Origin of the sequence: Acidobacterium sp. S8 (assembly GCF_009765985.1) — a bacterium.
Lineage (GTDB): Bacteria > Acidobacteriota > Terriglobia > Terriglobales > Acidobacteriaceae > Alloacidobacterium.
The window spans coordinates 28,537-42,067 of the sequence record NZ_LMUM01000015.1; the positions used below are offsets into that span (position 1 = coordinate 28,537).

General features: G+C 52.9%; 9 protein-coding genes. 2 read left to right on the plus strand and 7 right to left on the minus strand.

The annotated features are described in order from the left end of the window. Positions 1-19: 19 nt before the first annotated feature. Together GSQ86_RS04105 and GSQ86_RS04110 are read right to left on the minus strand one after the other, a co-directional pair. Positions 20-415 carry a lipid asymmetry maintenance protein MlaB gene (locus GSQ86_RS04105; RefSeq protein WP_158748696.1) on the minus strand — a complete coding sequence of 132 codons (396 nt, stop codon included), beginning with the start codon at positions 413-415 and terminating at the stop codon, positions 20-22. A gap of 71 nt (positions 416-486) precedes the next feature. Then, positions 487-2,409: a lipopolysaccharide biosynthesis protein gene (locus GSQ86_RS04110; RefSeq protein ID WP_254062126.1), complete on the minus strand. Its 1,923-nt coding sequence runs from the start codon at positions 2,407-2,409 to the stop codon at positions 487-489. A gap of 260 nt (positions 2,410-2,669) precedes the next feature. On the opposite strand from GSQ86_RS04110, the gene GSQ86_RS04115 reads away from it, so the two are divergent. Then, the gene (locus GSQ86_RS04115; protein WP_254062127.1) at positions 2,670-3,638 is read left to right on the plus strand and encodes a hypothetical protein; all 969 of its coding nucleotides are present in this window, start codon (positions 2,670-2,672) and stop codon (positions 3,636-3,638) included. Between the two features lie 85 nt (positions 3,639-3,723). Here GSQ86_RS04115 and GSQ86_RS04120 read toward each other — a convergent pair whose 3' ends face one another. The 5 genes from GSQ86_RS04120 to GSQ86_RS04140 form a co-directional block, all read right to left on the minus strand. After that, positions 3,724-4,704, minus strand: a complete 981-nt coding sequence (locus GSQ86_RS04120; protein WP_158748698.1) for a glycosyltransferase family 2 protein — start codon at positions 4,702-4,704, stop codon at positions 3,724-3,726. 123 nt (positions 4,705-4,827) lie between these two features. Beyond that, positions 4,828-5,325 (minus strand): hypothetical protein, encoded by a 498-nt coding sequence (locus tag GSQ86_RS04125; RefSeq protein WP_158748699.1) that lies wholly within the window; start codon positions 5,323-5,325, stop codon positions 4,828-4,830. A gap of 2 nt (positions 5,326-5,327) precedes the next feature. Then, positions 5,328-6,197 (minus strand): hypothetical protein, encoded by an 870-nt coding sequence (locus GSQ86_RS04130; protein WP_254062128.1) that lies wholly within the window; start codon positions 6,195-6,197, stop codon positions 5,328-5,330. Next, positions 6,194-7,321, minus strand: coding sequence for a hypothetical protein (locus tag GSQ86_RS04135; RefSeq protein ID WP_158748700.1), 1,128 nt, complete (start codon positions 7,319-7,321; stop codon positions 6,194-6,196). The genes GSQ86_RS04130 and GSQ86_RS04135 overlap by 4 nt, the downstream gene beginning before the upstream one ends. Continuing rightward, positions 7,318-8,961 (minus strand): hypothetical protein, encoded by a 1,644-nt coding sequence (locus tag GSQ86_RS04140; protein WP_254062129.1) that lies wholly within the window; start codon positions 8,959-8,961, stop codon positions 7,318-7,320. The genes GSQ86_RS04135 and GSQ86_RS04140 overlap by 4 nt, the downstream gene beginning before the upstream one ends. Positions 8,962-9,289: 328 nt before the next feature. On the opposite strand from GSQ86_RS04140, the gene GSQ86_RS04145 reads away from it, so the two are divergent. After that, positions 9,290-13,516 (plus strand): tetratricopeptide repeat protein, encoded by a 4,227-nt coding sequence (locus GSQ86_RS04145; protein ID WP_254062130.1) that lies wholly within the window; start codon positions 9,290-9,292, stop codon positions 13,514-13,516. Positions 13,517-13,531 lie beyond the last annotated feature (15 nt).

Sequence of the window (13,531 nt, forward strand, 5' to 3'; positions counted from 1 at the left end):
GACTGCATCAAACTGTCGTCTAGGCTGCACTTTCGGTCCCAAAGCCCGAAGGCTCAGCTGCAATCGCGGGTGAAAATGTGCCGGCCGTAAGACGGCCAAAGCTGGTTACTGCTTCAGCCGGTGTATGAAAAACTTCAAAGAGCCGACTTACACCAGAAGTTGTCAGCATGGCTGCGACTTTAGAAGGTACCGCCGCGAGCTTGATGTCGCCATTGCGCTTAATCGCTTCTTCCAGACAGCAGATAAGCAGGTAGATGACCGTATTGTCCATTTGGCGCATATGGCTGCAATCCAGAACAAGACGAGGACGCTCTACTTTCATAGCAGTCTTTATTCCATCTAAAAATGCGCGTGTTTGCTTCAAACTCAGATCTTGTGGAAATTGTTTCAGCATTACCGCAGATATTTTTCTCATTTCCTACCCCTTGATTCTGGTCTTTTGCTTCTCTTGTTTTAACTGCGAATGGTTTTTATTCATCTTTCTCGTTATCCGAAACTTTGCAATACGCGTGCAAGCTCCTTGCCCGGATTGCGGACTATATGTCGTAAGAGGTTTTTTCCATACCGAAAGAGGGTCGCCGGGTTCGTTTTGTACCAGCAGCACTCGGTCATGCGCGGCGACATCCCGCACAGAAAACGGAGACTCTCCATCTGGTCGGGGGTCGCAAGCACGGCGGACACAAAGCGATGGTTTCCATCAAGAATCGTCAAAGGCTCATTTTCATTGAGTCCGATGAGGATGACCGCGCCCATATCGTTGCTTCGTTGGGTGAGGCTCTTGCTGATGCTTGCAATCTTGTCCAGGAATGGACCCTGCGATTCCTTTTGCATGGTCTGCAGCCGTTCGGCCACCTCGAGAATCGAGAAATTGCCTCTGGCTATCTTTCTCCACTGAGCTCTCGGAAAAACTTTGATTTGATGCAGACATGACTTTCGCACTTCTACTTCATACCACTCTGTTTCCTGTGGTATTTCATTCCACAGAGAGCGGTGGCGAAGGAAGAAAAGAGCGCGCCGTTTGGCATTCTCGCGGGCATCGTCCAGGTTTGGATTGATTACGATTTCGCGTAGAGTTTCTCTATAGTCGGCAAAGACCGGACTATGAAAATCCGTTCGGAGAAACTCTGAAATCACCTCATCTTCTGAGACGTGGCGCATTACTCTTACGGACTGGTAATTTTCGCGCGGCAAGTTATTTTTTGACCTCACAATTAAATCGATCAGGAACGGTATAGCAACAAGAACGAACAGAACGCTCATCAGTATGAGCTGCACAAGAATGACCTGCTGCAGCGAGGAGTGGTACCGGCAAAGACCCAGAATAAGAACACCACTGAACGCCAGCTGTACCCAGCTTGTGTTTGCAATCTTGTATGACATTTCGTAGGTGATGATCACGACGCTGAGCGAATAGATCACAGTCGTGATGGCATATAAAGCCAACAGGTAGGGGAAGCCGAACTTCCCATCGAGCTCAAAGCCAGAACCAAAAAACACGGTCCAGACGACGGCCGGCGTGACACGCAGCGCCAAAGCCAATACGGAGCCAATGCCGAGAACTAGCAGCAGCGACGTGCTGATAACTTTAGTATTCTTTCGCTCTTCGTCGCTCGTACCTGCCACAATCGGAAACATCGTGTTTACGACCGCGGAGGAAAAAGCAAAGATCACCCGGCCCACCATGGCAATGGCCGCATACAGGCCTGCCTCTCGGGACTCAAAGAAATGTTTTACCAGAACGATGTCGCAGTTGTTGATCAGCACCTGTCCCGCGAAAAATACTATGCCTTGCAGAACTTCGCGAACTGCCCGCATAAAGTGAACAGGATTTGGAGCGGGAGCAGCAAGCTTCGACGCTGCGGCAAAGTAGGCAACGGCCACGGCGGCGGCGTTGGCCGCGATGACTCCTCGCACGCCAAAGCCTAAAAGGATAAGAGTAAGAGAGCCGCCAAACCGGACGACCCCTTCTAGTACGAGATTGGTGGCAAGGCGACGAAAACCGTAAGCGCCCTGAATGTAACCCCTACGGCTGCCTAAAGGAACATAGAAGGCAGCTCCGATGGCGAGGAGCGCGACGAGATCTGATCCCGGGAGATGCAGGTAACCTGCAATCCCTTTTTGAAAAACGAACAAGAGCAGAGCAACGACAATGCCACAGCCCCAAGCGGCTCTATGAAGATCTCGATAGGCGGCACTCTTGCCTTTCTGCGTTTCCTGCTGGGCCACCACCTTCGCGGTGACAATCTGAAATGAGAGCGTGATCGCGGAAATCAGAGTGAGCAGGGTATAAACGACGGTGGCATGCCCGAAACCAGTCGGTCCCAGGAACCTTGCTACCGCCATGTTATAAGCGAGATTGATTGCAGTGGTTAACCCCGAACCAGAAAGCAATACGATAGTTCCTGACAAAATACGGGCTTGCAGTGTTTTTGCTTTCTGGATCTGGCCATTTACCAAGGGTCGAGGACTCCAATTTCAAAAGGCGGGGGAAGTTTTAATAAGATCAGCGCATTTTGCTGTTTATATCTTTCTTAAACAGCGAGATGGCGACACTTGTTACGATGCAAATTGGCCCAATAATGCTGCTTGAATTGATGAAATGGAAGCTTTATGCGTCGGATGCAACAACCATAAACCCGATTAGAACTTCTAAAAACTAATAAACTTTTATGTTCGATCGCTTAAGCGCTGCATTACTTTGCTTTTTCCTGCTGCCCCATGGATGCTCAAATCCTGGATCGCGCCAGAACCTCAGGCTGAAGTACCGTGCTACAGGCACGTCTCCCGAAATACTGGCACTCTATGAACCCTGGTTTGGACATCCCAAGCATATCTCTGTTGGCTATTCATCGCATGACCCCAAGGTGATCGAAAAGCAAATCCACAAGGCCAAGGACATGGGAATCTCGGCCTTCATTGTGGATTGGTATGGTGATCGCGAGCCCTTCATTGATGAAAGTTACAAGTTGATGCAAACTATTGCCGCCAAAAAGAAGCTCCAGGTTGCAATGTTGTATGACGAAACCGACGAAGAAGAAGGCGCTACGGATGAGGCTATCGCAGATTTCAGAACCTTTCGCGATACTTATCTGGCCCAAAATGCGCCTGGACGCGAAGCATATCTCACTTATCAAGGCCGTCCAGTGATCTTTATTTTCCCGAAGGGGAATCATACGGACTGGAACAAAGTGCGCTCTGAAGTCAATAAGTGGAATCCTGCACCCATTCTGATTACAGAAAACTTACCCGACAAGTACATGAATGCCTTCGATGGATTTTATGCCTGGGTACAGCCTGGAAGTAAGGGCTGGTCTGCAGACGGGAGTAATTGGGGGGAGGACTACCTGAATAACTTCTACGATGTCATGCGGTCAAAGCACCCAGACAAGATTGTAGTCGGGGGAGCCTGGTCAAGCTTCGATGACAGCAAAGCATCATGGGGGTTAAATCGTCATATATCTGCGCGCTGCGGACAAACCTTTACTGATACCTTTAACTATTGGAAGAAGTATTTCTCTGCAGATGACCCAATTCCATTCATTCTTGTAGAGACTTGGAATGACTACGAAGAAGGGACTGCAGTTGAACCGGGAATTCCAACCTGCAAAGATCAGCCGCAAGCTATCCCTGCACACTAACCAAAACTAGAACTTTCACCGCGGCCATAACTTTCGGCGCTTATGGTTCTATGCCGGCAATCGTATTCGATTGCCGGTTTCGCCGTTATGCTACCCGTGCAATCTTGTCTGAAAACTCTTCCTCGAAGCTAAGTTCACCCTCAACTGCCAACGCATCAGAGGTATAGATTTTGTTGATGATCGAGAGGGGCCGACGCCGTACTTCGTCATGAACGCGTCCGAGGTACTCGCCCAGTACTCCTAAGCACAGGAACATGAAGCTTCCGAGCAGAAAGATTGCAGAAGTCACGCCAAAGCCGACAGCATCGATCTGGTTCTTCGAGAAAATCGCCAGAAGACCAAGCACGAAAACCGTCAGGCAAGAGATGGCAGACATCAGGAAGCAGAGCCGAAGCGGTTTATAGCTGAAGCTCGTAATAGCGTCCATTGCATACTTGATCCGGCTGATGAACGAAAGCTTGCCCTCGCCAGCAGCGCGATCGTGCCGGTCGTAGTAGACCACTCCAGTTTTATATCCAACCCACGCCCGGATGCCGGGCAGATACCGGTTGATTTCGCCCATGGAATTCATCGAATCAACCGCTTGACGATCCATGAGGCCGAAAATGCCCGCATTCAGTGGAATTGGGTAATCGGAGAGGGCTCCAAGAACGCGGTAAAACATCGGGAAGAGCAGGGCAAGAACCTTGCGAGATTCCTGACGGCTCCGGCGCACCGCGGTCACAACCTGAGCTCCGTCTTTCCACGCCTGTATCAATTGAGGTACGACTTCCGGTGGATCCTGAAAATCACCGTCCATGAGAACGACTGCGTCGCCGCTTGCTACCTTAAGCCCCGCGGAGATTGCTCCCATATGACCCCAGTTGCGCGAAAGATCTGCGACCACCACATGCGGATCGTTGGCCTGAAGTTCCTGCAAGAGAGAAAGTGAGGAATCGCGGGAGCCATCATTGACATAAACAACCTCCCACTCTTCGTGAGTTGTGTCTAGTGCATTTGCAATCGCCTGGTGAAACGGGAAAATATTTTCTTCTTCGTTGAAGATAGGAACAACTACAGAAATCATTTTTTGTACTCCTTGGGTCTGTTCAGTAATCAACAACGCTTGCTTTGTACTTATTTTTCTTGCCGGCTGTGCTTGGGGAATCACAGCCTTGTACGTTCTCTTACTAAAATTGGATTTCGAACGTTACTGAGAATCCGCCTGAAAAAGACGAACTCTCCACCTTGCCTCAGCGGGAGTGAGAACGACAACGTACCGAGCATGCACCCGCTGCGTGGTTAAAACTTTGTCGTGATCGAGAACCTGGGTATCGTAATCCACGTTATCGATCAGCTGAATGGATAGACCCTCGGGAGAGTAAAAGACTATCTGAATGTCGTGCGCGCGATCCTGGTATCTGGTACGAATTCCCAGGCTCGCCTGCTGTTGAATTGTGGCTGCAAGCTTGTCGTGCGCGGTTCCCACGAAGTCGGGATCAAGCAAAGCAGCATTGTTTTGATCGAGCGCTGTATGCAAACTCTGCCATGACTGGAGGTAGTCACGAATGACGGCACTTTGAGTTTGCCCTTGAAGCTGCCTCGGCCCTTGAAAATTAGTGGGTTGCACATGTACTGAAACTTGATCATCGCCAAAGGCGAAGGAAGCTGTCAATACTATTGTTGCGGCGAGAATATGTTTGATCATAACTATCCTCCCCACCGAATCTCATTGCCCATCACAATTCCGCTGGCGGCTGAGATCTTCGCACCGCGGCGAGCAGGTAATTCCACTTGAGCGATTCCACGCTTGAGTGGAACGTCCACCGTCGACTGATTACCGTTATACGTCTCTGTGAAGGTTACGATTGTTCCGTCAGGTATCGCATTTCCGCCGCAGTCCCGTACCGGATCAGTCTGCAAAGCAATATTTTGTCCCGCCGGGCGTGCTGTAATTCTGAGCGAGCACGGGTCGCCGGGAACCTGCTGAATGATGCGCTCGCTGGAAACACCGCCGGCATTCGCCACAAACTTCGCTGCGCCTTCCTTAGCGCCGGAATTCATCTCTGTCCATGCGGCTCCGTCGCGTGTCGTTACTGTGCGGGCTTGCACAGGACTGGAGAGATTTGAAAGGGCAAACGATATCGGCAAGGGCTTTGTCACCAGGTTCTGATATGCATCGAAAACATAAACTGCCCCCGTTATTCCATTCTGCAAACTGACTGGAAGACGGGAAGGTTTTGCAAGGAAGCTTAAAGTTGCTGGCTTGCTCGACGATAAGACATCAAATGCACCATTTTCGGTTGCCTCTCCTGCCGCAAGAATTACCAGGTAGTGACCAGAGTTATAGAGAGTGCCTGCGGGAAAGGTTACTGTTTCTCCTAATTGCACGTCACGACGTAACGCCTGAGCAGGACTAACGATATACAGAACGCCTTTACCAGTGCCGGTGGTTTGAATGGAGAAGGCGCTGCCAGCCTCGACACTCGTCGGCACCTTGATACCGGAGCCTTGAGCGCGAGCAGCTGGCATCAAGAGCGCAGCGAACCCTCCGAGGAGAAATGCGAGTCGCAACCTCATTGCATACTCCCTGCGCTGTAGGTAGTGGTGAAAGCCCGTTCGCTGCTCACTTTTCTTGCGAGGTCTTCTGGTACCGTGATGCGGAAGGGAACCGGAGTTTGTGGCTGGAGTGCGCGGTCGATATATTGATCCGCAACCCAGACGAGCTGCCCTGACTTGTCGTAGAAGGTACCCAGGACATGGGCAATGTTCACTACCTGTCCACTCTGGTTCACCAACTGGCCTGTAAGCGACGCGCCCGGCGCCGGGTTGAACTGCTGGTCCTGGATTGCAATCACCGGATCTGCCGAAGCGGAAACCAGAGACGCTGAAGGATCCATACGCACGCTGCTTACATCCGACAGCGACACGTTGTGAAAGGTGATGAGGAAGGGCGTGACCTGCTTTGGAAGAAGGAGATGGGCGATCTTGTCGAAACTGCCTTCGCTCGCGATGACAGAGCCGTTCTTAGCCAGGAGTGTCGCCTTCACCGAGACGTGAGCAGGCACGATATCTTCGTTGAGAAGCTCGCCCATGATCACTACGCCATCGGCGCGCTCGACGGGGTGCATATCGACGATGCGTACATGAGGTGCCTCAACATCCTGGGCGCCCCAATCATCGCCGGCGCCGCGGTAGATTACATCCCAACGCAGGTAGTTGACTGGGATGACCTGCGGGGGAACGCGTGTTTCCTTTACAATCGGCCACTGAACTTGCCAGCGGTCGCCGTTCTTAACAACGTGCAGGTCGCGGGTCTCGGGAAAAGTACCCACTACCGTTGACCAGTGCAGCCGGAGTTGCACTTCAGCTTCGTTCGCGCTGGAATGCAGCGGGCGCAGATCGAAGTTCTCCAGTGTTGCATAGGTGCGAAGGCTGAGACGGTTTCCAGTCAGGTCTTGTTGAAATTCGGGCTGCGTAAACTCAGCCTTATTCGCAAGGCTGGAATATGCTTTTCCCCAGTCCCGGCGGCCAATATCCTGTGCAAGGTTGGTTACTGCCGCTTCGGGTGTTGACGAAGATTGAAGCAGATTTCCACCACCCGCCAGCGCCAATGCGGCTGCATTCGGCCAAAGGGTTCCGATTACGATCAGCGCGACAGTCGCACCGGCGATCAATATCGCTAGAAGTTTTCCTTTATTCACGATACCAGCCTCCCGGATGCAATGTCGTCGTGGGTGATGGCATCTTGGTCCGTCGGATTTTCCTGCCACCGTTTATCTGGAATCAGCACGATCAACAGCGCCAGAAGGCTGCTGCCGAAAGGCAGAATTCCCCACATCAGACCCTGCCAGTGAGGCGGCATCTGCGCCGCGTTCAGCGGAGTTGCCGGCGGTACGCCATCCTTCATCCACACGGCGATCGTATTATCTTCGAGGTCGTCCACGTGACGCCATCCGGCGAAGGAAAGCAGTGGCTCGTAATAGGGATCCTTGAGGAACACCCACTTCAGCCCGTACTTATCCGCGTGACCTAAGATCGCCGTCAGCGCATCGGTTCCTTGTTTGCCGAAGTACTTTGAGCTGGTCAGTGCCCCTGCTCCATGCTCGGTCAGCTCTGGAAGCATGCGGCCTGAATTCCACTCACCATCGACGCTGCCTGCATCCGTCAATACGGCCAGGCGTGCGATTTTATTGCCGAAGCCGAGCGTGACGTACCGATAGTTGTCGTGCCCGTCGCGGTTCAGCCATGCGGCCACAGAGTCAACTTGGAAGTTCGACGCGTCAGCCGGGTGATACACGACCCAGGCAACTGACAGTCCACAAGTCAATGTTGCCGCCACACTCAGTCCAATGACCGCCCGCATGCGGAATCGATCAATCAGTTCAGAAGCCAGCAACCCGACGAAGGGGAGGGCAAGCAGGGTCGCCCAGTAGCTGAATCGCTCCATGGTCAACACTTCATACGCGCGACCGAGCACAAGATGCCCAACCGGCGTAGTACCGCCGAGACCAACCAGCATCGCAACCCAGAAGCCGAGCAGCAGGGGCCGCAGCCGCACTGAAATGGCGCCGCGCCAGATGATGAACGGTATGGCGAGTACCAGGGCTCCGTAAGGAATGATGAAGTAGTTCAGCCCCCACTCCGGACTTAAAATATAGTTAGCGCGGCTGGGATGCGGAATCGGAGTCTGCGTGACCGGATAGTGAATCAGCGCGATCCAGAAAGGCAGCAGCACAAGCGCAATTCCGGCACCTACTACGACTGCGATCGAAACAGTGCGAGCGATGAAAGAAGGAGTTGAGGTGGGTTCACCCTCATTACGGTCAATCAACACCAGCGCCAGAACCGGCAGGGCAAAAAAGAATGAGCCGAAGAGAAGCGTCGCGTGGTGGGCCGCCGCAGCAGCGACGAAGAGTACGCTGCCCTTCAGGAATGACCGCCAGCTGCCGTGTCGCACCCAGTCGAAGAGATAGGGAAGAGCATTAAGATAAATCGGAGCGGCCGAGGTCGTTCCAAGCTGGCCTGCGGAATATACCAGAAAGCTTTCGGAACCGAGAAAAACGCTTGCTAATGCAGCATAGGATGCCGCGCGCGGGCTGACCCACAGAAGCGAGAAGCGGTATACACCAACAACGAGTAGCAGAATGGCAGCAAACTGGACCGCCATGTAGGCCATATCCAGGCCCGTAATATGCGAGATCAGAGCCACCCACTGCTGAGGAAGCGGAGGATATGTGGCCTGTGAAAATCCCGCGTACCATTTTGTGTTCCAGGGATCAAACCAGTGATGAACGTAGTGCGATGCGAAGAAAATATGAAAATTTGTGTCATATGACTTCAAAGGAAGTTTCATGAGCAGCAAAGGCAGATGTACCGCACATGCAGCCAACATAATGAAAGTCATTGACAATGGTGGGGTAACGGGTGTGGCAGACAAGGTTTTACGCAAAGTTTTTTATCTCTCGAAAATGCATTGGATTCTATTTCACCCGTATATGGTTGTTTGCAAACCATGCTCAACTGGATAGAGATCACACTTTTGACTTCACGATATTGAAAAGTATCTCAATCTATGTGCGGCAATGAAGCCAACACTCTGAGCATTTTTGGAATCAAATGGGCTTGAACTTTGAATATTTGAACAAGTAAGAAGTTCCACAGGTGAATCGTTGATTGCAAGGTTTAGCTATTTAAAGGGCGTACTTACGTTCTCCCTTATTGTTGCACTGTCTTGGCCACTCGGAGCGCAAACTTACCAGGTAGGACCCGACTCAAAGGCAACGCCTAAGAGCTCGGCCGGTCAGGCGCAGCAGCAGCCAGATGGCCAGTCTCTGGGCTGGGGATCGAACATTCAAAATGCGCGCCTCGCACGGGCTGCCCAGCTGGCTCTCCAGCGCGGCGACCACGCGCAGGCTGTGGAATATGCTCAGCGCGCCGCACAGGCAGCTCCAAGCGATCCTCAGCTATGGTTCCTGCTGGGTTACGCGGCTCGGCTCGATAGCAAGACGCAGTTGGCAATCGACGCTTACAATCACGGCCTTCACTTGAATCCATCGTCCCTGGAAGGCCTTTCCGGCCTGGCTCAGACCTACAACGTTATGGGCCGCACAGAGGATGCTGAGCGGCTGCTGAAACAGGTGCTTGCTGCCGATCCGCGGCGCAAGGATGACGCGCTGCTCCTTGGCGACATCTACATGAGGTCCAGCGATTACACTTCCGCCCTCGATTGGCTGGGCAAAGCCGAGCGAATGGAGCCTTCGGCGCGGTCTGAGTTGTTGATGGCGCTTTCCTATCAGCATCTCAAGCAAATGGACATGGCAAATCGCTACCTGGAACTGGCCAAGCGCCACGCGCCCGATAATCCGGAAGTACAGCGTTCGCTCGCAGGATATTACCGAGAGACAGGCAATTATTCCGCTGCAATTGCATCGTTGAAGGCGATCAAAAATCCCAAGCCGGACGTTACGGCAGAACTCGCGTATACCTATCAGCTCGATGGCAAACTGGACCAGGCTGCTGCAATTTATGCGCAGGCCGCAAATGCGATGCCGCGTGATCTAGGCCTCCAGCTTTCTGCCGCGCAAGCAGCTGTTGCAGCAGGGTCGATCGATCATGCTGATTCTTTCCTGAAACGCGCGGAAGTAATCGATGCTGATTACTATCGTTTGCACGCGATTCGCGGACAGATTGCCCAAATCCAGGAACGCGATCCTGACGCCGTTCGCGAATACAGCGTTGCCATTGCTCACCTACCGGCTTCGCCGGTCGAAGGGCAGCTCTACGGTATTCAGCTGCACATGGATTTAATGCAGCTTTACAAGAATCTCAACGAGACCAATGAGGCGCAGCAAAACCTCGAAATCGCCAAAACTGAAATCGGAAAAATAGACGATCGCGGACCGGGAAGAGGACAGTTCCTCCGTCTTCGCGCTCTCATCAAAATGAACGATGGTCAGCTCGATAGCGCATTGAGTGATATGAATGAAGCTCTCGCGCTCAATTCCGGCGATCTCAACAATCTGCAGCTCGATGGCGATTTGCTGATGAAGATGGGCCGCACGGAGCAGGCAATCTCGGCTTACAAACAGATTCTTACAGCAGACAAGAACAACCGCTTCGCTCTTACTTCACTCGGCTATGCTTCACGCGCCGCGGGTCGTGACGAGGATGCTATAAAATATTTCCAGCAACTCGCCAGAGCCTATCCTACGCTATACGTCCCCTACCTTGCTCTTGGAGATATGTACACCGCACATCGGGAGTTTGCGAAAGCTGAAGCCCTCTATAAAAAGAGCTTTGCACTGGCTCCCAAAAACGTAGCCATCGTCACCGGCGGGATGAATGCCGCAATCGAAGCGCATAATACCGATCTCGCTGGAGTGTGGTTAGGCCGCTCGACTGATGACATGCAGCACGATCCGCACTTCATGCGTGAAAAGGAAAGATATCTCCGGTTCAAGGGCAACTACGAAGAATCTGCAAAGATCGGCAGGGAAGCCATTCAAGCATTGCCTAAAGACCGCGATGTTGTGGTCTATCTCGGGTACGATCTCCTGAATCTGAATCAGTACGATGAGTTGCTGACCCTTACAGATAAATACAGGAATGTCTTTCCACAGGAACCCGATATTCCTCTCCTCGCCGGCTACGTGCACAAGCACCAGGGCGAGTCCGAATTGGCGAAGCAAGACTTCACAGAAGCACTGAATCGCGATCCCAATGTCGTGACCGCGTATGTCAACCGTGGCTATATGCTGAACGATTTGCATCAGCCTGCGGATGCAGCTTCAGACTTCGAAGCGGCAATCAAGCGCGAGCCGAAAAACGGCGAAGCGCATCTTGGACTCGCATATGCGAACCTCGATATGCATAAATCGCAAGCTGCGGTGAAGGAATCCGAGCTAGCCGAGGCGGAGATGGGCGATTCGCTGCCTCTCCATCTGATTCGCGCAACGGCATATGCCCGCGAAGGTATGCTATCCAAGGCTGCGGACGAATATCAGGTGGCCTTGAAATTCTCGCCGCACGATGGTTCGCTTTATCTGGCCCTGGCGGGAGTGCACTACTCGCAGCGCGAATATCATCAGTCCATCGACGATCTTCAGACGGCGCAGAGGCTCTTGCCTGACGATCCTAAGATCTACGCTCTGCTTGCGCGTTCCTATGCGGAGTTGCCGGACAAAGACCAGACGCTCCACTATGTCGAGCTCGCCGAGCAGCATGCGCAGCCTGACGCGAAAGATCCCGACTCGCGGCCGAGTGCCATCTACATCTCTACCGGCCAGGCTCTAAGCACCGTTGGAGATCAGCATGGAGCGATGGATCGCTTCAGCAAGGCACTCACTGCAGCAGGCAGCAACCGCGTCGGCGTGCGTCTTGCGATTGCGCAGTTAATGGCTATGCAGGGCAATGCCGACGATGCGAAACGACAGATCGCGCTCGCACAGATGGAAGCTCAGACGGGAGACACGTCAGCCCCCTCGGCTGATCAATATATTGCAGCGGCGGATGTATTCCGCAGTCTGCACGAATACGACTTGTCTCAAAACTATCTTGATCGAGCCCAGGCCGCAGGCGCTCCCGATGCCTCCGTAAGAATCGGCATGGCAAATAACTATCTCGCAGTCGGCGACACCGCCAGGGCTAAAGGTGAGCTCGCTGCAATTCCTGATAACGATGAGAGCGCAGAGAGTTACCAGTACCTGATGGCAAAGGCAAACATCTTTCGCCAGGAACATCAGGGAGCGCAGGCGTTGACTGCTTTCGCCGAGGCAACCAACGCCGCGGGCGAGGATCAATCTGCTGAGCAGAACCTGCTCTCCGCGGGTGCAGACGAGGGATTGCGTATCAATCCGACCCTCAGCGTGCTCACCAACTTCTCCATCGATCCAATCTACGAAGATACGACAGTGTATGTTCTGGACTCCAAGCTCGATGCCCCGACGCCAATCGCAAGCAATGAAAGCAGCCTGCTTCCACCGCCGCGCTCGTCGCTGCAAACACAGTGGACAGGCGCCTATCACCTTCATCTCGGCGAAATGGCTCCCGCTGCGGGTGGCTTCGTTCAGATTCGACATGCAAACGGTCAGATCTCGGTACCGAGCACGAATACCATCGTGAATCGAAGCACGACCGACTATACGTTCAACTTCGGCGTAAGTCCCACGGTTCACTTCGGATCGAATGTGCTGACCTTCAATCCCGGCATTCAGGGAACAATTCGCAGGGACTCGGAATCACCTGTCGAGATGGATCAGAATCTTCTGCGCGAGTTTGTATATGCAAGCACCAGCTCATTCTTCAATGCAGTCTCTGTCAGCGGATATTTCATTCATGAATCAGGCCCCTTTACGGAAAGCGATCAGCACTCGCAGGCGTTGACAGGTGCGGTTGATTTTCGCGTGGGTTCGCCCTGGGGTAAAACGGCTCTTGTGACCGGCTGGGGTGCGAATCATCAGGAATACTCGCCGCAGAATTATAAGAACTACTACACCTCGTCTTACATCGGTCTTGAACGCAGGTTCGGAGATCGGCTGAATGTGCGGGCTGTGGCGGAAGATTTGCGCGCATGGCGCGTCTTCGGAGATAACTCCGCTATTGCGCAGAACCTCCGCCCAAGCGGTACCGTTGATTTCACTCCATCCCGCAGTTGGGACGTGCAGGGCAGCTTCGCTTACTCGAGCACGCGAGGGTTCCACGTATACGACGCAATGCAGAGCGGGTTTTCAGTCTCGTATGCAAGACCGTTCCATCGCAAATTTAACGCTGAAGATGGGGAAGTATCCCTTCAATATCCCATTCGTTTCTCGGCAGGCATGCAAGACGAGAGCTTCTTCAATTTTCCCGGAGCACATAGCCAGCAATTCCGGCCATACGTAAGCATTACGTTGTTTTAAGACTTCTGAGAGCAG

What these genes read in the sequence shown, in the direction of transcription:
- GSQ86_RS04125 (WP_158748699.1), bottom strand. Translation starts at nt 5,325, where the DNA reads ATGATCAAACATATTCTCGCCGCAACAATAGTATTGACAGCTTCCTTC.
- GSQ86_RS04130 (WP_254062128.1), bottom strand. Translation starts at nt 6,197, where the DNA reads ATGAGGTTGCGACTCGCATTTCTCCTCGGAGGGTTCGCTGCGCTCTTG.
- GSQ86_RS04115 (WP_254062127.1), top strand. Translation starts at nt 2,670, where the DNA reads ATGTTCGATCGCTTAAGCGCTGCATTACTTTGCTTTTTCCTGCTGCCC.
- GSQ86_RS04120 (WP_158748698.1), bottom strand. Translation starts at nt 4,704, where the DNA reads ATGATTTCTGTAGTTGTTCCTATCTTCAACGAAGAAGAAAATATTTTC.
- GSQ86_RS04105 (WP_158748696.1), bottom strand. Translation starts at nt 415, where the DNA reads ATGAGAAAAATATCTGCGGTAATGCTGAAACAATTTCCACAAGATCTG.